General features: G+C 49.5%; 15 protein-coding genes. 8 read left to right on the top strand and 7 right to left on the bottom strand.

Annotated features, from left to right (window positions below; genetic code table 11):
- Positions 1-11: 11 nt before the first annotated feature.
- Positions 12-1,097, bottom strand: a complete 1,086-nt coding sequence (hemH, locus tag CWE06_RS07350) for a ferrochelatase (RefSeq protein WP_126792681.1) — start codon at positions 1,095-1,097, stop codon at positions 12-14.
- Between the two features lie 100 nt (positions 1,098-1,197).
- On the opposite strand from hemH, the gene CWE06_RS07345 reads away from it, so the two are divergent.
- From CWE06_RS07345 to CWE06_RS07335, 3 genes are all read left to right on the top strand, one after another.
- Entirely contained in the window at positions 1,198-2,661 is a 1,464-nt protein-coding gene (locus CWE06_RS07345; protein ID WP_126792679.1) for a RimK family protein, read from the top strand.
- Between the two features lie 67 nt (positions 2,662-2,728).
- Positions 2,729-3,181 carry a GNAT family N-acetyltransferase gene (locus tag CWE06_RS07340; RefSeq protein ID WP_126792677.1) on the top strand — a complete coding sequence of 151 codons (453 nt, stop codon included), beginning with the start codon at positions 2,729-2,731 and terminating at the stop codon, positions 3,179-3,181.
- 31 nt (positions 3,182-3,212) lie between these two features.
- Entirely contained in the window at positions 3,213-4,379 is a 1,167-nt protein-coding gene (locus CWE06_RS07335; protein WP_126792675.1) for an iron-containing alcohol dehydrogenase, read from the top strand.
- Positions 4,380-4,413: 34 nt separating this feature from the next.
- Here CWE06_RS07335 and CWE06_RS07330 read toward each other — a convergent pair whose 3' ends face one another.
- Positions 4,414-5,484 carry a cysteine synthase A gene (locus tag CWE06_RS07330; protein ID WP_126792673.1) on the bottom strand — a complete coding sequence of 357 codons (1,071 nt, stop codon included), beginning with the start codon at positions 5,482-5,484 and terminating at the stop codon, positions 4,414-4,416.
- A 323-nt stretch (positions 5,485-5,807) separates the two neighbouring features.
- On the opposite strand from CWE06_RS07330, the gene CWE06_RS07325 reads away from it, so the two are divergent.
- Positions 5,808-6,017, top strand: coding sequence for a cold-shock protein (locus tag CWE06_RS07325; RefSeq protein WP_126792671.1), 210 nt, complete (start codon positions 5,808-5,810; stop codon positions 6,015-6,017).
- Positions 6,018-6,116: 99 nt separating this feature from the next.
- Here the strand turns inward: CWE06_RS07325 and CWE06_RS07320 are convergent, their stop codons facing one another.
- From CWE06_RS07320 to CWE06_RS07310, 3 genes are read right to left on the bottom strand one after another with little or no spacing between them, the layout of a single operon-like run.
- The gene (locus tag CWE06_RS07320; protein ID WP_126792669.1) at positions 6,117-9,257 is read right to left on the bottom strand and encodes an efflux RND transporter permease subunit; all 3,141 of its coding nucleotides are present in this window, start codon (positions 9,255-9,257) and stop codon (positions 6,117-6,119) included.
- A gap of 3 nt (positions 9,258-9,260) precedes the next feature.
- Positions 9,261-10,352, bottom strand: a complete 1,092-nt coding sequence (locus CWE06_RS07315) for an efflux RND transporter periplasmic adaptor subunit (RefSeq protein WP_126792667.1) — start codon at positions 10,350-10,352, stop codon at positions 9,261-9,263.
- Positions 10,353-10,392: 40 nt separating this feature from the next.
- Entirely contained in the window at positions 10,393-12,312 is a 1,920-nt protein-coding gene (locus tag CWE06_RS07310) for a potassium channel family protein (protein WP_126792665.1), read from the bottom strand.
- A gap of 184 nt (positions 12,313-12,496) precedes the next feature.
- Between CWE06_RS07310 and CWE06_RS07305 the strand changes: the two genes are divergently transcribed.
- A complete protein-coding gene (locus tag CWE06_RS07305; RefSeq protein WP_126792663.1) occupies positions 12,497-14,548 on the top strand; it encodes a BCCT family transporter in 2,052 nt (683 codons plus the stop codon).
- Between the two features lie 244 nt (positions 14,549-14,792).
- On the opposite strand, the gene CWE06_RS07300 is transcribed toward CWE06_RS07305, so the two are convergent.
- Positions 14,793-15,614 (bottom strand): DUF2884 family protein, encoded by an 822-nt coding sequence (locus CWE06_RS07300; RefSeq protein WP_126792662.1) that lies wholly within the window; start codon positions 15,612-15,614, stop codon positions 14,793-14,795.
- A gap of 153 nt (positions 15,615-15,767) precedes the next feature.
- Entirely contained in the window at positions 15,768-17,450 is a 1,683-nt protein-coding gene (locus tag CWE06_RS07295; RefSeq protein ID WP_126792660.1) for a dipeptidyl-peptidase 3 family protein, read from the bottom strand.
- A gap of 100 nt (positions 17,451-17,550) precedes the next feature.
- Between CWE06_RS07295 and CWE06_RS07290 the strand changes: the two genes are divergently transcribed.
- From CWE06_RS07290 to CWE06_RS07280, 3 genes are read left to right on the top strand one after another with little or no spacing between them, the layout of a single operon-like run.
- Positions 17,551-17,985, top strand: a complete 435-nt coding sequence (locus tag CWE06_RS07290; protein WP_157981154.1) for a gamma-glutamylcyclotransferase family protein — start codon at positions 17,551-17,553, stop codon at positions 17,983-17,985.
- 6 nt (positions 17,986-17,991) lie between these two features.
- On the top strand, positions 17,992-19,008 hold the full coding sequence (locus tag CWE06_RS07285) for an amidoligase family protein (protein WP_126792656.1): 1,017 nt from the start codon (positions 17,992-17,994) through the stop codon (positions 19,006-19,008).
- Positions 19,009-19,902, top strand: coding sequence for a prenyltransferase (locus tag CWE06_RS07280; protein ID WP_126792654.1), 894 nt, complete (start codon positions 19,009-19,011; stop codon positions 19,900-19,902).
- Position 19,903 lies beyond the last annotated feature (1 nt).

Raw genomic sequence — 19,903 nt, 5'->3', positions numbered from 1 at the left:
TTTTGAGATGTTTAAAGCTTAGCACCAAGTGCTTGCGCATGCTCACGTGTTTGCGCACTCTTTGCAGCGTCGCCAGCCTGCCAGTTCACTAAGTTCTGCTGGACAATCTCCGTGATTGCGTCGAGGTGCTGCGGATCCGCATTCAAACATGGAATGTATTCGAAACGTTCACCACCGGCTTCCATAAAATATTCGCAATTTTCTTCACCGATTTCTTCGATAGTTTCGAGGCAATCGGCGGAAAATCCAGGGCAAACCACTTGAATCGCTTTAATACCTTGGCCCGGCAAGGCTTTCATAGTTTCGTCAGTATACGGCTGCAGCCACTCTTCACGGCCAAAACGTGACTGAAACGTCGTCCGATACTGCTCTTTACTCAATCCGAGCGCTTCGGCAACCAAACGAGAGGTCTTGTAGCACTCACAATGGTAGGGGTCGCCTTGGTCTAGATATCGCTTCGGCACGCCGTGGTAGGAAAATACCAACAAGTCCGCTTGACCATGAGTCTGCCAATGCGCTTTGATTTTGTCAGCAACCGCTTGGATATAGCCGGGATCATCATGGTAATGGGAGATAAAACGAAAATCGGGCAACCATCTGCGCTTCATAAAGTCGTGCGCAATCGCGTCAAACGTGGACGCCGATGTCGAACCTGAATACTGTGGATAGAGTGGCAGCACGACCAGTTTACGCACGCCCTGCTGCATTAACTTCTCAATTGCACTGGCAATGGATGGATTGCCGTAACGCATACCGAATTCAACCACCACATCATCGCCATAGAGGGCTTTTAAGCGCTCACGCACTCCCTCTGTTTGCGCTTCGGTATGAAACAACAACGGCGAGCCCTGTTCGGTCCATACAGTTTTGTAGGCAGCAGCCGAGCGGGCCGGTCGAATGCGCAGAATCACACCATGTAGAATGATTTTCCAAAGCAGTCGAGGCACTTCAACAACGCGGGGATCGGAAAGGAATTCGCCCAGATATCGGCGTAAAGCAGACGGTGTTGGTGCGTCTGGGGTACCGAGGTTGGTTAACAACACCCCGATTCGACCAATTTGATCATGACGAAAGGTTGGCGAACCTTGATATTTCATACTATAAATTCCTTGTGAAATTGCTTGATTATTCGTCGTTTTTCAGCGATAACGTGGCGCGACAAGCATGTCGCATTTTTTCATTGTTACAAGGCCTATCATGCACAATGCACCTTTGATCATTCTTGATGATCTCGCCGACTGGCAACCGTACCACCCGTCTCAATCTATCATTTCAGCTGCGGACTATATTCTGCAAGCGAGTAAACATCGCGGTCCGATTATAAACTTGTGTGGCGACTTAAGTTACTTGTCGACTGGTTACTATGTCAGTTTGCTTGCCGAGGCTCGTGGTCAGCGCGCCTTGCCGTCGGTAACTGCCATTAATGACTTAGCCAATTTATCGCATTATCAATTATTTCTGAATGATAATACGCGATTATTAAACCGCTTTGTTGCGCAGCATCAACCCGAACAAACGAATGTGGTTAAGCTGCTCATCTGCTTTGGCCGCACCGCTTACGCTGAACTTGAAGATTTAGCTCGGCGCATGTTCGAGGCTTACCCCTGTCCGCTGCTCGAAGTTGAGTTTCGCTTTGAAGGTCGCTGGCACCTGCATGCAATACGTAATCGAGCACTTTCGGATCTCAGCGATAACGAACAAACCTTATTTGGTGAGTCGCTAGAATATTTCTCGAAACGAGTTTGGCGTAAAGCTCGGAGCCGCAAAGAATATCGCTTCGATTTAGCCATTTTGCATGATCCCGATGAAAAAATCCCAACCAGCGACAAAAAGGCGCTGCAAAAGTTTATTCGGGCCGCCCGTGACAACGATATCGACGCTGAATTAATTACCAAAGCAGACTTTAACCGTTTGCTCGAGTTTGATGCGTTATTCATCCGTGAAACGACTCGAATCAACCACTATACCTATCACTTTGCGAAAAAAGCAGAAGCAAATGGCATGGTCGTGATCGATCATCCTGAGTCAATCCTGCGTTGCGCGAATAAAGTATTTCTCAATGAGATGCTAGAGAAGAATAAGGTTCCGCAGCCACGAACCGAATTATTGGTGATGGGTGATGCCATTGACTTCAGCGCGATTGGCCAACGATTTGGCTATCCGGTTGTGTTAAAAATTCCAGATGGTTCGTTCTCGATTGGCGTCGAGAAGGCAAAAGACGAAACTGAATTCCGTAAAGTCGCCGCTGAACTATTTAAAATGTCGACGATTCTTCTCGTTCAAGAATATTTGCCGACCGATTTTGATTGGCGGATTGGCGTTCTGAATAATCGGGCGATTTATGCCTGTAAATATTTTATGGCGCGTAATCACTGGCAAATCTACAACCACAGCAGTGAAACCAGCCGGGGTAAAAGTGGCTCTTTTGCCTGTTTAGGTGTGCACCAGGTCCCCAAAGAAGTGGTTAAAATTGCCATGCAGGCTACCCGGTTAGTCGGTGACGGTCTCTATGGTGTCGATATTAAAGAAACTGCCAAAGGCCCAGTGATTATCGAAATTAATGATAATCCTTCCATCGACAGTGGTGTTGAAGATCTCTACCTCGGTGATGAGCTATATCGCATCATCATGGCTGATTTCCTCCGTCGTCTCGACGACTAACAAACACAGCACCGCGGCTTGAGAAGTGAGAAGCACCGGTGCTGATGGTTTTCTGGAGCGTTAAGTAATGATCATCCGACGCGCAACGAGTCATGATCTCGAAGCGATTTATGCTTTAGAGCAGCGTTGCTTTAACTATGACCAAATCGGCAAACGTTCCTTTGCGCGCCTACTCAAGCAGCAAACCTCGTTGTTTTGGTGCGCGGAAACCGCCGACCAATTGATTGGCTATGCAATCGTTTTAACCCGCAAAAATAGTCGCAAGTGGCGACTGTATTCTTTGGCGACGGCACCTGAAGCACGCGGCAAAGGCGTGGCTCGTGCACTCGTTCAAGCGTGGCTAGAAGAAGCCCAACGCCAAGCGATCCAAATCCTCAGTTTAGAAGTAAAATGTGACAATGCGGCAGCCATCCAACTTTACCGAAATGTTGGCTTTGAGGTTGTCGACCTGCTTTCGAGCTACTACTCTGACGGTAGCGATGGCTATCGAATGCAACTGACGCTGAGTACAGCGTCGTAGGTTGTTCACTTATTCTCATCACGGAGTACCGATGAAAAATTTCAGTTTCTACAACCCAACGAAAATTATTTTTGGTGCTGAGCAAATTGCAGCAATCAGTCAAGAAGTCCCTGCAAATGCCCGAGTGATGTTGGCTTACGGCGGAGGCAGCATCAAAAAAAATGGCGTTTACGACCAGATTATCGCTGCATTGGGCGACCGTCTTGTCAGCGAATTCTCTGGTATTGAAGCAAATCCGGAATACGAAACTCTCGTGCGGGCTGCGCAACAAGTGAATACCGACAAAGTCGACTTCATTCTGGCTGCTGGCGGTGGCTCCGTCATTGATGGTGTGAAATTCATCGCCGCTGCCGCTCATTACCAAGGCGACCCATGGGAAATTTTGACCAAAGGCGGGAAAGTCGTGAAGTCGGCAGTGCCGTTCGGTACCGTCTTAACTTTGCCTGCGACCGGTTCGGAAATGAATTCAGGCTCAGTGGTCACCCGCGCTGAATACAAAGCCAAATTGCCGTTTGGCAGTCCGTTGGTTTACCCGGTGTTTTCTGTGCTTGACCCAACGACGACCTACACCTTGCCAGTTCGCCAAGTCATCAATGGTGTGATTGATCCGTTTGTGCACGTCATGGAGCAATACCTGACCTATCCGGTTGGTGCCCACCTGCAAGATCGCTTAGCCGAAGCCATTTTACAAACACTCATTGATGTTGGCCCGCAAGCCTTAGCCGAGCCGGAGAATTATGAAGTACGCGCCAATGTCATGTGGTGCGCAACCATGGCTTTAAATGGCCTGATTGGCGTTGGCGTGCCGCAAGACTGGTCAACTCATATGATCGGCCACGAGCTTACGGCATTGTATGGTCTTGACCATGCGCAGACGCTCGCTGTGGTTTTACCTGCGAACCTGCGCGTGCGCAAAGCGGACAAACTGGCCAAGCTGGTGCAATACGCTGAGCGCGTTTGGGGAATTACCGAAGGTAGTGACGACGAAAAAGCCGAAGCTGCGATTACCAAAACCGAGGAATTCTTCTTTAACTTAGGTGCGGGTACTCGCCTTGAGCACTACGACCTCGACAGCTCCGTCATTGATACCATTATTAAGCAACTTGAAAGTCATCGTATGGTCAAGTTGGGTGAAAACCAAGATGTAACGCCCGACGTTAGCCGAGCGATTTTAGAACGTGCGTTATCGGCAAGTTAAGCGACTAGGTTAGCCTACGCTAGGTTAGGCTTGGTTAGTTGACCTGCCAATCCCTGCGTTCAACTTTTAATGCCCGTGAGCGAGCAGCCCGATAACGCTCTTTTAACGCGTCTATCGGCTCTGGCTCCGGGTTTAAGTCTCTGCTACGCAAGTACTCGGGGTTATAAAGCTTGGAGATACTGCGCTCACCAAGGTCACAAGCAAAGGTGACTATCGTTTTCCCAGGCTCATGTTGAAGCGCGGCAAATAATGCGCCGGCAACATTCAAAGCTGAGCTACTGCCAAGCACAATGCCGTCCTGCTCGCGCACATACGCGGCAATACTGACAAGATCTTGATCCGGCAAGTTGAGTGCATAGTCGATTTTCGCATGGCGGAAGTTTTCGACTAAGCGCATGATGCCAATTCCCTCGGTCATCGAGCCACCAGTTGCCCGATACTCACCACTGAGTAAGAACTCGTAAACGCCGGAGCCATCGGGGTCAATCATCCATACTTCAAGCTCTGGTTTTTGCTCTTTCAAAAATTTTGAATTGCCCGCTAAAGTCCCACCTGTGCCTGCAACTGAAACTAATATATCGATTGCGCCATCGGTTTGTTGCCAAATTTCTGGCCCCGTTTGCAGGTAGTGCGCTCGCATATTGCTGATATTTTCAAACTGGTTCGCCCACCAATAATTTGGGTTTTCCTCTGCGAGACGGCGAGCGGTATGGTAGAAGTGGTTTTCGTCGCGAAAAGGTACGGGTGGCACTGTCATTAAACGTCCACCGTGCAGTTCGATCATGCGCGTTTTTTCTGGTGTTTGATCGTTTGGCATCACCACTAACAAGTCAAATCCCAGCGACTGCGCCACCACGGCTAAGCCAATCCCAGTGTTCCCCGCTGTGCCTTCAACGATGGTCATTCCCGGCTTCAATTCACCGCGTTCCATTGCATCTTGAACAAGTTGCAGCGCCGCTCTGTCTTTAATTGAGCCGCCGGGGTTTTGAAATTCACACTTCAGATAAATATTGGAACCACACAACTTTGATAACGACGGAATCAATAATAAATCGGTATTACCGATCAGTTCTGCTTGCGAACGGGCACGCCTCAATCCAACCATAAACACCTCATCCTCTCTGCTGCGGACTCGCCCCGCAACTAAACATGCATGGTTGCTACTATAGCAAAGGCATGCGGACAAATGCAGTGACAGTAAGCTTAGGCTTCAGAATATTTCTGCATAATTAATAATCAACAAAAAGCCGTGGCGACTTCAAAATCTGCGGTGTATACTTGTTTTGCTTGTAAGCAGCTCGTTTTGAACGCTGGAACGATATCTTCTTGGAAGTCCTCGTCTATAGCCTCTCAATCTAGCTGTCGAACAGCATTAAGTTCGCTGGCTTATCGTCAGCAGTTTCATTTTAAAGAAAGTTAGGAAAGGCTATGTCTGATATCGTTACTGGTACCGTTAAGTGGTTCAACGAATCGAAAGGTTTTGGGTTTCTTGAGCGCGCCGGCGGTCCAGATGTGTTTGTTCACTTCAGCGCCATTCAAGGTGACGGTTTCCGCACTCTGACTGAAGGCCAGAAAGTTCAGTTCACTATCACGCAAGGCCAAAAAGGCCCACAAGCTGAAAACGTAACTGTTGTTTAGTCATGTCATTGTTTGACATGACCGTTTTAACATCAGTCAGTCAACAACGTTTACAGACAAACAATTCAAATAATGGTCGGCGTTCAGCCGACCATTTTTTTATGCAGTGTCACCACTCTTCCCGGTCAAGAATGCGACCAAGCGCTCAGCGACGCCATTAACAATCAAGTAGAAGGCAGGCACGACGAATAGAGTCAGCAGCATCGCACTGAGCAGGCCACCAACCACGGTTAATGCCAGTGGGTGCATAATTTCTGCACCTTCGCCAATACCTAGCGCCAGCGGCAACATGCCGAGCACGGTCGTTAGTGTCGTCATTAAAATAGGTCGCAAGCGCACACTCGCCGCTTGCAGCACCGCCTCATGCATCGACAGTTGCTCGTCGCGACGACCTTTCTCAATATATTCAACTAGTAATATGGCGTTATTGACGACAATCCCAATCAACAAGACCACGCCGATAAGTACTGGCGCTGACAAGGCTGTGCTTGTCAGTTTTAAGATGCTAACAACACCAACTAGCGCCAGCGGTGCGGCAGTTAAAATCACGAAAGGATTGGTTAAACGCTCATATTGCACCGCCATGACCACGAACACCAAGAACAGCGCCAAGAGAACCACAGTTCGCAACTCGCGATTGGTTTCTTGGATGGTTTGCCACTGACCGGCATAAATCAAACTAAATGACTCCGGCAATTCGAAACCTTTCATGCGGGCGTCGACTTCTGCCATGATACTGGCCACGTCATTGACTGCCGTATTGATATCACCATTAATTCGAACAACTCGATTCTGATTTTCCCGCTCAATATGGGCTGGCCCCTCACCAAGCTGAAAACTCGCAACATCACGCAGCAATACCGGCGCACCTTGCACGCGATCAAGCAGCAAATTGCCTAAGACTTCTTCGTCATTGACCTGATCGCGCGGTAAACGCACGCGCACATCGTATTCATATTGACCATCGCGGAAGTACGACGGTACGGCACCGTCGACCGCGAGTCGAACCGCGCGACCAATTTCCGAGACCCGTAAACCTAAATCTGCGGCACGCTCGCGATCGACAATAATGCGCATCAATGGGCTTTGATCTTCACGGCCTACTTCAACCCCTTCGAGCCCCGGAATACCTTGCAGCAGCGCTGCTATCTCGCGCGCGGTTTCGCGTAATTCACGCAATTCATCACCGACGACACTAATTGAGAAGTCCGCGCCACCTGGGCTAAATTGCAATCCGCGAATGGATGGCGGGCGCACACTGATACGGGCGCCTGGCAAGTCTAAAGCGTCGAGCCGCTGCTGCGCTTTGGCAACCCACTGCCCTGCGGTCATGTCCGGTCGTTCGCGCGCAGGCGTAAGTTGAATTCGAATATTACTGGTACCGGGCCGTTCGTTAATAATACCGCCACCTAAATGACCACCAACCAAAGCGAACATGGTTTCAACGTGCGGCATATCCATGATGACTGCTTCAATTTGGCGTGCCGCCTCGTCAGTTTCCAGCGGCGGAGTTCCGCTCGGTAGCACCAGACGCACACTCACGCCTCCGTCATCAACTTGCGGTAAAAACTCGTTCCCTAAGTCGCTACCAACATTCACAATCACAACCACACCGGCAATAGCGGCAGCGACCACCACGTAGCGCCAGCGCAGAAGTTTCGCTAATGCTTTGACATAAATGGTTTGTAACCAGCCAATAAAACGCGCAAACCCACGAACGAGCCAACTGTTTTCAAAACCGCTTTGCCAACTGATTTTGGCAAGCAAGGCCGCTAGTGCCGGAATAAGTGTCAGCGCTGCGGCCAAGGTCGCTAATATCGCGAAAGAAATGGTTAGAATTAATTCTCGGAAAATCATCGAGGCATAGCCGGTGATCAACAAAAACGGTAAAACCGCAGCTAAATTGGTTAAGGTGCCTGCTGTGATTGCCGAAGAAACTTCAGCCGCACCTTGTTCAGCGCTTGCATCAATGCTCTGCGATTCATCCTTTTGGTGGCGGAAGATGTTTTCTAACATGACGATGGCGTTATCGAGCAGCAGCCCAACCCCAAGCGCAAGCCCGCCTAAACTAATGACATTGAGAGTGAGGCCACTGGCGCCCATGAGGGCAAAGGTCGCAAGGACAGCAACAGGAATGGATAAACCGACAACAAAACTTTTGCGCAAAGAGCCTAAAAACAGCATAACCATGAGCATCGCTAAAACACCACCTAGAACGGCGGCGGTACCGACACTACTAATGGCGCCACGAATGAAGTAAACCGGATCGTCAATCGGTTGAAAGCGAATATCGGCAGGTAAAAAGCCGCTTCGGTCCAATTGCAGCATAAGACTTTGCACGGCTTCGACGACATCCACCGTATTCGCTTCCGGTAACTTGGTCAGCGAAACCTGCACCGCAGGAGTACCGTTTAAACGTGAAAATAGACGTTGCTCACGAAAACCGTCACGAACTTCTGCGACTTCACTGAGGCGAATACGTTGGTCGGAGCCGGGGACTTGTAGAAGCAGATTAGCGACATCAGCCTCTGAGGTCAGCATACCATCGGTTTTTGCCATCACATCAAAACTTGCGGAAGTCATCCAACCTGCCGCCACGTCGACATTTTCCATCGCTAACAAATCGACAATATCCTGCATGCGCAAGCCGAAAGCGCGGAGGCGCTGCTGGTCGACAATGACTTCCATTTCGCGCTGCAATCCACCCGCGACTTCGACACCTGCAACACCATGAATTGACACCAGTTGCGGCGTCAGCTGATTCACCACCCAGTCACGCACAGCGACTTCACTGCGCACCGTTGAGCTGAAGCCTGCTTGCCAAACTGGGTCTTGTGACGGATCGCGTTTATACAGGCGCGGAGGTTCGGCATCAGGAGGTAATTGTGTCCGTGCTAACTCAAGTAGTCGTCCGGCATCCTGAAGGGCTAGGTCGAGGTTGGTACCAAGCTCGAAATGTAAATTTACATTGGTTCTTCCTTCTGACGCTCGGCTATCAATGAGCACCAAGTTCTCGACGGCGGCGAGATTTCTTTCGAGCACGCGCGTCACTTGCTCTTCCATCACCTCAGGCGCAACGCCTGGATGATTCACAGTAACTGTAATTTGCGGGTATTCAATATGCGGCAGGAGGTCGACCGGTAGGCGCTGAACGAAGAACAAACCGAGGACAAGAATAACGGCTGTCAGTGACAGCGTACCGATTGGGCGACGAATGGCCTGACTGCTGAGCCCGCGCATCCGCTAACCTCGCCAATTCACAATGCGCACGCGGGTGCCGTCGCGCATATCAATCGGATTGGTTGCTAAGACTACGGCACCAGCGTCAATGCCATCGACCACTTCAGTCCACTGGCCACGGGTAATGCCAGTTTGAATGATCACGCGCGTCAAACGGTGATCGATCACTTGATAAACATAGCGGTCGGAGCCATCTTCACCAATCGCTGCTGCGGGCACCGCTAGCGAATCTGGACGTGAGTCAACAATCAAGGGTAAACGCGCCAAAAAGCCCGGGCGAACACCGCGTTCGTAACTATCACTCGGCAGCAATACTTCGACATGAATTAAACGACTCTCGGCATCTGCCGCAGGAAAAATACGACGAATGCTGCCGGTGATGATTTCATCGGGCAATGCGTCTAGCTGCACCGGCACTTCCTGCCCCACGGCCAAATGCCGCACATCGCGTTCGGAAACGCCCGGTAAGATCACTAACTCATCCATTTTCGCGAGCACAAACAATGGCTCCCGTGGCTCAACCGCCTCGCCTTCCTGAATATAGCGCGCAGTGATCACGCCGTCTGTGGGCGCGGTAATAACACCAAAAGAAAGTCGTGTTTGCCACAAATCCCGTTCTGCGGTAGCAGCGGCATAGCTAGCTTCCGCTCGCTCTAGTTCCGCCCGCGCAATCGTTTGGGTATCGCTGAGTTGACGAATACGCTCAAGTTCTAACCGCGCTTCTTGGGCTCGGGCTTGCGCACGATTCAATTCCGCTTGCTGCTCAGCGACATCGAACTCAGCTAACCGTTGACCTTGCGTGACATAGTCCGATTCTTCAACAGCAATCGAACTCACCATACCTTGTGCCCGACTATTGAGATTAACAACAACACGCGGTTGCACTGTCGCCGACAAATTTAATTGTCGAGACAGATCTCGTGGCACAACTTCGTAAGCTGCTATCGGCGTTCTAGGTTGTTCACCTGCAGAACTATTTTGCTCAGTTTGCTCGGAGCAAGCAGTCAACAAAAGCAAGGTTGCTGCTGCGCTAAGCAGAGCAATATGCAGAGCTAGTCGCCGAAATTTTTGCGTTCTACCTTTTAATATGGTCATAAACTCATTACATCGGTTTGCAGGAAATTGTTCAATTTTTTTAGACCTGTGCACCTTGCAACACGATGAGTTGTGTATTTGCGGTGACATTGACCTGCTCGTTTAACGGCGGATTCATCACAGTTCGGCCATCGGGTTGTTGGTAACCGAGTAACACGGCCTGCTGAGCGAGTGCATGTTCACGCAATTCCGCAATGGTCACCGAGCGCTGCAATGCGGGTGGTGCGTAGCGAATGCCCATGCGCGCTCCCTCGGAACTGAGTAGCTGCTCGTACACCGTATGCAGTTGCGGATAAACCGCGACTTGAGCAAGCACATGCGAAACCACCACGGAACTGACTAACACTTCGTTATGGCTGTGGTCGACATAGGCTTCATTGCTCGGGTCGTGTAGCTCGACCATGATGTGCGGACGGAGGTCTGGGTTACCCTGCGCCAGCAAGTAATCGAGCACCATGAATGCGACAATACTGCGAGCGTCGGCTTCCTCGCCTGTGCCTAGACGGTCACTACTAAACAGCATCACCGCGTCATATTGATGGAGCTTCAATTCTTTTAGCACGGCTTCAAGGGTGTAGTCTGCTTCGCGCCAATTGATCTGTAACGGCATTTCGTCATCGGCATTTAATCCCCAACGCTGCTGTAATTTTCGCTGGCGCTCGTCAATACTCGATGTCGACACCGACGTCACTGCGAATTCAGTCCGCTGATCGGCAATAAACTGCTCGAGAAGCGCTGGTACACGGTTGTTCCAGCCGAGTAGCAGCACCTTGCTTTGGCGTGGGCGCGGCGGTGTTAACAGCAACTGCGGCGTCGCGATTGGTTTATGCGTCGCTGAGCTATTACGATGTTGAATGTCGCGAACCCGACCGGCTAAATAAAGAATTTCATCACCGGCTTTAAGTATAAAATCTGCCGGCGGCGCCAAATAGGAGTACTGCTCACCATTCTCTTCACGCAAGACACCACATGGCGTCACGTACAAAGCGCTGGCATACACCTGTTGCCACTTTTTACCGACAAAGTTAGCCGCTGTAGCAGGAATAAATTGCGGCTGATCCGCATCGACTAGCAATGCATTCACGGCACCTGAAAGCCCTGGATACAAGGTACTACGCATCAAAATTCGTGCAATTAAGAGATCGGATGCTACCACTTCTAGCGGCCCACTGTAGGTGTGGCGAGCAATTGCAATTTTCTGTGCATCCTGTAACTCGATGATCACTCGCGGCGGTAAGTTCGTTAGCTGCCTTGCTTGCAATGACAACAACACTTTGATGGCATCGGCGTCCGCGCTCAAGGTTTGCTCTGCAAAATTACCTCGCGACGGCACAATAATGGTTTGCGCTTGCTGAATGGCCACACGCTGCAGATGGTCTGGATTGAGCAATGAGCCGGACCGCAATACCACACGGCGACGCTGTTTGGTCGACCAAGGTTGCGCGAGAACCTCTTCACTTGGACCTTCGGTAATATTATCGGCTAATACGGCGATGCGATTGACTAAAGTCGCGGGAACTTCTGGGTGAATCAACTCATTAACCACCGGAATTGAGCGCGATGTCCAACCGAGAATAACCGTGTGTTGGCGAAACGAAACCGGTGTCTGCCCAAGCTCAAACTGACGCATTTGCCGAAAGAGCCATTGGGTCATGATCGCGACCAGAGTACCCATGAACAACACATAGCCGGCGACGGTGAGGAGTGTGGAGATAATGCGACGAGAAGTGCCTTCATCGTCACCTAGGTAACCCGGATCGGTTAAACGTAAAAATGACCACCACAGCTCTTCGGCGATGCCTGCGTCACTGCGCGCAAACACAAAAACTAAAAGGCCTCCAAGGACAGCTACTGCAACAACGACTCCCCAAGCTAAGAGTAATTGCAAAAGCGCACCGCCACCGAGCATACGCTCAAGCCAATATTTCAATCGTCCAACCGTACCTGAACGCAAACTCATGCTGATTTCCTTAAGATTTTTCGCTTGACGATCAGTTTAGCAGGAAAATTAATCATTCAATTGCTAGTTTCTTAATTAATCTGGAGGCTCGCCAGATTTCAACTTGTGATTTCATTTCAGGGTGCTAGTGTAAATAGGTACTCAACCAGAATAATAAACGGTTGCCACAAGAAGGAGTCTTTGCATGACCGCAAAAAGCAATTCGCGTTGGAAGTCGATGCTGCTGATGCCGGTATTTATTCCCGCCGTCGCTGTCATTACCTTGTTAGTGATTGGCACATTGTCGAACCCGGAGTTGGCCGGTGAGTTTTTCTCAGCCACCCTTGCTCGTATTACCGAAGATTTCGGTTGGTTCTATATGCTTGCAGTTGCCCTGTTTTTAATGTTTATCGTCATCGTTGGTATTTCCAAATGGGGACGAATCAAGCTAGGGCCCGATCACGCTGAACCGGAATATAGTTTCTTGTCTTGGTTCGCCATGCTGTTTTCCGCCGGCTATGGTATCGCCCTGCTCTTTTTCGGTGTTTCCGAGCCGGTCTTGCATTATGCCAGTCCCCCAGAAGGCGCGGCACTCACCGTTGACGCCGCCAAACAAGCGATGCAAATCTCCTATTTCCACTGGGGTTTCCATATCTGGGCTATCTATGGTCTGGTGGGCTTGGTTTTGGCCTATTTTTCGTTCCGCCACGGACTACCACTGTCCATGCGCTCGACGTTATATCCGATCATTGGCGAAAAAATTCATGGACCAGCTGGTCATGCCGTCGATACTTTTGCGATTCTCGGCACCATGTTCGGTATTGCCACCACCTTAGGTCTTTCGGTTATTCAAATTAACGCTGGCTTGAATTACCTGTGGCCCGGAATCCCGGTCTCCACAATTGTCCAAGTCATTGTCATCTTTGTCATCACCTTGATGGCGATCGCCTCCGTTGTCGCGGGTTTGGACAAAGGGGTCAAACGCCTATCTATTGTGAATATGACCTTGGTCATGTTCTTGTTGCTATTCGTATTCTTTGCCGGACCTACCGTCCATATTCTTGAGACTTTCTTGCAGAACACAGGTAGCTATCTCAATTACATTGTTGAGCGTACCTTTAATTTGCAGGCCTATAGTCGCAGTGACTGGATCGGCAACTGGACCTTGTTCATCTTTGGTTGGACAATTGCTTGGGCACCATTCGTTGGTCTCTTTATCGCCAAAATCAGTCGTGGCCGCACCATTCGCCAATTTGTCTTTGGCGTCATGTTAGTCCCAACCATCTTTACCTTTTTCTGGTTCTCAGTGTTTGGTGACACCGCGTTACATATGATCATGAACGAAGGTCTCGACACGCTGATTGCTGACGTACAGGCTGACCAAGCCATTGCGCTGTTCAAACTGTATGAGAATTTACCAATGACGAGCATTCTCTCGTTTGTCACCGTCGTGCTGATCATGACTTTCTTTGTCACCTCGTCTGACTCAGGCTCGCTTGTCATCGATTCGTTAGCCTCTGGCGGTCGTATGGACACGCCTGCCTGGCAGCGCGTATTTTGGGCAAGTTCAGAAGGGATTGTCGCTGCCGTGCTGTTACTTGCCGGCGGACTCACTGCCCTGCAAACTGCGGCTATTGCCAGTGCACTACCTTTCGCCATTATCATGCTATTAGCGGCCGTTGGCATGTGGCGAGCGTTGGTTATTGAAGGTCACCAATTCGACAGTTTGAAGAGCGCTGCAAAAATTCACCGTCGTGGCGTTCATTCTGGTGCCAACTACTGGAAAAAGCGCTTAGCGGGCCTGGTTGACTATCCGAGTAAAGCCAAAGTCGAAACCTTTATTCGCGAAACCTGCAAAGACTGTCTCGAAGAAGTACGAGCAGAGCTTGAGTCACAAAAATGGCAAGCAGAAGTATCACTCGAAGAGGATCCGACTCGAGTTGTTCTTCACGTCGACCGTGCTGACGCTGATTTCACCTACGAAATCCGCATTCGTGGCTATGCCCGCCCCGAGTTTGCGATGTTGCAGAAGCGCACAGAAAGTGACGAATACTTCCGTGCTGAAGTGTTTTTACGTCAAGGTGGTCAGGCGTACGATGTCTATGGTTTCGAAAAGGCTGATATCATCAATGATGTACTCAACCAATTCGAAAACTACTTGGCATTCCAGCACCACTCACCAAGTTCGTTACCTTGGGACGTGGCACAACATGACGACGACCTCAATATTGACGAAGAGCCTGAGGTGAAGAGCTAGGCGCTGCTGCGCTGCGAACCTTGCGGCTGATGCGCTTAGCGTATTAGCTGCTTGGTTGAGAGCCTAGCTGCTTGTTAGCTGCGGTTGGAAGCGAGGCTGCTCGTTCTCAGAGTATATGAGGCATGGATGCCGATTATAAGCCCCCAGGGAGGATGGGTTTACGGCGTCTCTGAGAATGAGTAGGCCGATTCCGAACCAAGCAGCTAACAGGCTAAACGGCGCTACAACTTAGCCCAACCGGAGCTTATGGTAGTAAACGATAATCGCCAAATGCTGGGTAGGTTTCAGCAAGGTAATCTTCGGTTTTCCGTAGCTCAGTTAGACGTTGGCAAAAATTTTCGCTACGTGCTTCGATGTCTGCGCCCCAAGCTTCCATTTCGGTTTCAAGGTTCGCCGCCATGGTTTCCATGCGTTGCTCGAAGTCTTCGATACCGCGTTGCCCACGCAAAAGCATGCGACCAACCATCATCATCATCGTACCTTTCGCATTGGTGATGAGGTCTTCCATTTCTTCTTCAATGGTTTCACCAATTCGGTCGCCAAATGCGTCTAATTGTGAGCCCTGAACAACAAACGTGCCGTTGTCCTCATATGCGATGGAGGCTAAATCACCACGCAAACGATCAGTGAGTTTGTCCATACGGCGAACTATCCGATGCCGCTTACCGAACATTTCACCAAACGTCATGGTTAATGCGTAATTCGTCATTTCAAGTGCCTCGTCAATCACTTGCACGACAAACTGAGTTTGTTCCGCAAGGCCGTCTTTGTATGCAACAAAGTGAGCACGGTCAGCTTCAGCAACGTCGATTGCTGCGCCATTAACAAACACTTGGCCATCTGCGTGAATACGAATCACTTCAGCTCCAGCGTCGCGTAACGTCAGCGCTTGCGGGCTGATATATAAGTCTTTATCGAGGGTCATATTACAGCTTTGACCGTCGATAACATGAAACGCATTGGTGCTCGATTTCTTCACCGGCGCTGAAGGCGCTTCAATCGCTGGCATGCCGCTTAAGCCACTAACTAAAACCATTGCACTGATCATCTTAATGTCTTCATTCATTTTTAAGAATTGTTTTCCTAAGTGAACACAGCAAGCTTTATGCCAAAATCTGTAATTCTTTGTTTTAACTAAAAAAGCCACGGTTGCTCACCGTGGCTTTTAGTCAATTTCACTAACCAATAGTGATTTCTATCACATTCGTTAGGTCAGCTATCACAGACCAATTTGCGCTTTACCTTGGTTAAACACAATATCAACCGGAATGTTGGCAGCCGCCAAACGGTCAAGATCAGCTTGTAACTGTTCACCGACGCCACCCATGTCACGGAATAAAGCTGCAACACCTTCATAGTCACCGTCGCCTTGCAAGCGCAAAATCAGTTCCGACAGGCTATTCATGGCGTTACGCATATTTTCCATATCGACACTGTAATAGCCGTTTTCGTCATGAATAAACGCGCCCTTCTCAGCAAAATAGTTAAAGCGAATCATGTTGGCTTGCCCATGCGCACTTGACGCACCGAAGCGCACGGAGCGGAAGATTCCAGCAAGGAAAGTTACATAATAGTCTTCCAGTTGTCCTTCGGTTAGCACGCCAGCTTCGAGCAACTGGGTAACCATGTATAAGCCAAGAATATCCGCTTTGCCTTCTTCTAGCGGCGCTGCGTATTCACGCAAAGCTTGTCGCACTGTGCTGCGGCCATCAATGGTATTCTTGATCCCGAGTCCGTGAGCGACTTCATGGAACATGGTGTTCGCGAAGAACGCATCGAAGGTAATGTGATCACGCTGATCGGGATGAATCAGCTCATCTGCAATCGGCAACAAGATTTCGTCGAACTTGGCCCGCATTGCATTTTTCAGCTGTGAACGGCGAGTGCCTTTCGCCAACTGTACTTCTTCATCATTCGGTAGGTTCACGGCAATCGTTTTACTGCCTGCGTTGGAATGACCTGCGTAGTACACAATGTCATAAGCATTAAGCTGAGCTTCTGCGCCTGGCTCTTCAGCTTTATATTCGTCGGCAACTGGTAAACCACGTTGCAACGCTGGTAGATGCTCTGCATAGACCGCAAGACGCTCGCTCCACTCGAGGTCTTTGACTAATACATAAGCCTCAAACCCTGCCTTGTAACCGAACAAGCGATCTTCATAGGTTTCAATCGGACCAATAATCACATCAATCACACTGTCAGTGACATCCATCCAAGCATAATCAGACGGCTGATAGTCATCGGTTAAGAACGCATCGGCACGCATGATTAAGTACTCTGCGAATTTCTCATCATCAGCCACTGCAGCCGCAGCACGCAAAATTGCGGCTGCTTTTTCCAGTTGTTCGCGATATTTCTCCGAGTAAGCCACAGTATATAGCTCACCCGCGTCGTTACGACGTACCAAAGTGTATAAGTCATCCTTACCGGCAAGTTCGGCTGCATCGAACTCTTCACGGGTCATATCGGCTGGGTAATAATTGGCGCCAGCAGGCTTGGGTCCATAACCTTGCAAGAATGGCTGCATATTATTTAACCGGTCCCATGGGCCGTAGTTAATTTCGGCAAATTGACGCACTTGTGGGTCTGGAATACGCGCCAAAAATTCCTGACGGTCACCAGGGTAAGCCTGCATCCAAAAGAGTTCATCCATAATATCAGCAGCATCAATTAAGAGGCTCACCAGCTCTTTTTGTGCCTCAGATAAATGTGAAATATCGACACCCATTTCGACCGGAACATAGATGTCGAGGCGCTCTTGGGCCGATGGCATTAACACATAAGCTTCTGGTTCAGCTGACACGTCTGGGGTTTGCGGTGCTTGCCCGCAGGCGGTTAATAACAGTGCTGCGCCAACGGCTATTGCAGCACTAGAACGAGCAAATTTAGCTAGTGTACGCATGGGTTTTTCCTCTTGGTTGTTCCCATCTTCTATTTGTAATCACAACTCCTGCATGATACACAAAAACAACACGAAATATACGGGGGTTGGCGTGACAAAAATGACAACGATTCTAGTAATACTCATCATCGCTGTTGCGGTTTGGTGGTGGATTTGGTTAAACCCGTACAGTTTTAACTTCTCGGAAACCACGCTCGAAATCGACCAAGAAGCGGAACACCGGGTGTTTGCCTTCGGAACTTTAACCAACCCATTGGTTCGAACCATTGTCATTCGTGCTTATGTGCCAACTGAACCTGCGGAGCTTGAAGGTTATCGTCGCTATCGGTTAGATTTGTTGCCAGAAGACGATGCAGTGACCGAAGGACGAATTTTTTACGTTAACGCCACCCAATTGCGTCGTCTCGACCGTTACGAACGGGTTGGCGTACGTTACGAACGCTATTTGTATTACCTCGCTGATGGTAAACCAGCTTGGGTTTATCGACGCATCAGTGAGATTAATCCGCCCATCGATGCAGCTGACATGGAGTAATTGAGTATGGCTAAACCGGAACTGACGACCCCACCACAGCGACACAATGCGGAGGGTAACGAGCGGGCGGTCGGTGTTGAAATCGAATTCGGCGATCTCAGTTTGGATGCGACGACTGACGTTCTTTTAAAGTTTCTCGAGCGTCACTGTGACAACTGCGAAGTAAGTGCTCAAGGACGCTATGAAAAAACCATTCAAGGCGACGCTGCTGGTGATTGGGTTATCGAATTTGATTACAGTTATCTGAAGAAAATGGGACGTGAACAAGAACAAGATGATTTTCGAGCGGCCGCAGAGAAAAGCCTCGCTTGGGTTGCCGAAAGTGTGGTTCCTGTTGAAGTGGTAAGTCCGCCCTTGCCGCTTTCGCGGTTAGCGGAAGTGGAAAACTTAATGGATGATTTGCGTGCAGCGGGTGCCCGCGGCTCATCTGACAGTTTAGCCTATGCATTTGGTATGCAACTCAATCCAGAGCTACCCAGGCTCGATAGCGATACGATCATGGCGCATATCAAAGCATTTTTGTGTTTATACGACTGGCTGTTGGCACGGATTAACCCAGATATTTCTCGTCGTATCAGTAATTACATTGACCCTTTTCCAAACGAATATCTGCAACTGGCTCTCAACTCAGATTATTGGCCAGATTTAGAAACCTTAATGGATGATTACCTAAAACATAATCCAACCCGTAACCGCGCCCTCGATATGTTGCCGCTATTTCGGCATCTTGACGCGGACAAACTTGTTGCCGCTGTTGATAGTAAACTCGTCAAAGCCCGTCCCACTTTTCATTACCGTTTACCAGGGTGTGAAATTCATGACCCAAACTGGGGCTTGCATAGTGTTTGGAATGACTGGATAAAAGTGGAACAATTAGCCGCGAATAAAGAGTTGCTCGATAATTGTGGTCAAGCATTTCTAAAAAATCACAGTAAGTTATTTAGTAGCTTCGGTAAACAATGGTTACAACAGCTAGAGCAGGATTACCTGCCGCAACTTGACGAACGGACCAAGAAGAAATAAATGCTTAAACTCTCGGATTTTTTAGCCGTCTCGCGAGCGAAATTCCTAACGCTCACCCTTGTCTGCTTATTACTTGCACTTGCTGTCGGTTACTATTATTCCGGTTGGCCGCCACGCAGCACGCTGTTTTTAGTCACCGTTGTGGCGATTTTTGCTCATGTAAGCGTGAACGCTTTAAACGAATACATGGATTATCGCAGCGGGCTCGATTTCAAAACACGGAAAACCGCGTTTAGTGGCGGTAGTGGTGCGCTCGTCCGCAACCCGAGAATGGCTCGCTGGGCGTTAATACTAGCCCTAGCCAGCTTGCTTATCGTAATGGTCGCTGGCCTAACCATCGCAAACGAATACAGCTTTAGTTTACTTTGGCTCGGTATTCCAGGTGTCTTACTCATCCTGCTGTACACCAAGCCGCTCAATCAAGAGCCTGTCTTATGCTTGATTGCGCCAGGCGTTGGCTTTGGATTATTAATGACGCTTGGCGCCGCTTGGGTGTTTGCGCGGGAGCTCAATTTGATGATTTGGGTACTCGCCGTGGTGGTGATGTTGTTGGTGAACAACTTGCTGTTGCTGAATCAATTTCCAGATTGTGAAGCGGACGAGTCAGTCGGCCGTTTTCACTTTCCAATTATGATTGGCCGTCGTCGCAGCGCTTGGCTTTTCTCTGGTCAGTTAGTACTCGCTTACGCGATTGTCATCGTTGCTGTGTGGAATCAAGTCATTCCAGACTTAAGTATCCTCGCACTCTTTTCTGCGCTTCTAGCACCAAAATTAATCAAAGGCGTGCATCGATACGCCGATGACATCCCACAGCTCGTGCCGTTTTTAGGGCTCAACGTGGCACTCATCCACGCCTTTATTCTGCTACTCGCATTGGGGATTGCTTTGGACTAAA

Origin of the sequence: Aliidiomarina haloalkalitolerans, from assembly GCF_003987315.1 — a bacterium.
Taxonomy (GTDB): Bacteria; Pseudomonadota; Gammaproteobacteria; order Enterobacterales; family Alteromonadaceae; genus Aliidiomarina; species Aliidiomarina haloalkalitolerans.
The sequence above is the reverse complement of the archived record's forward strand: the minus strand, read 5'-3'. Positions and strand labels throughout refer to the sequence as shown.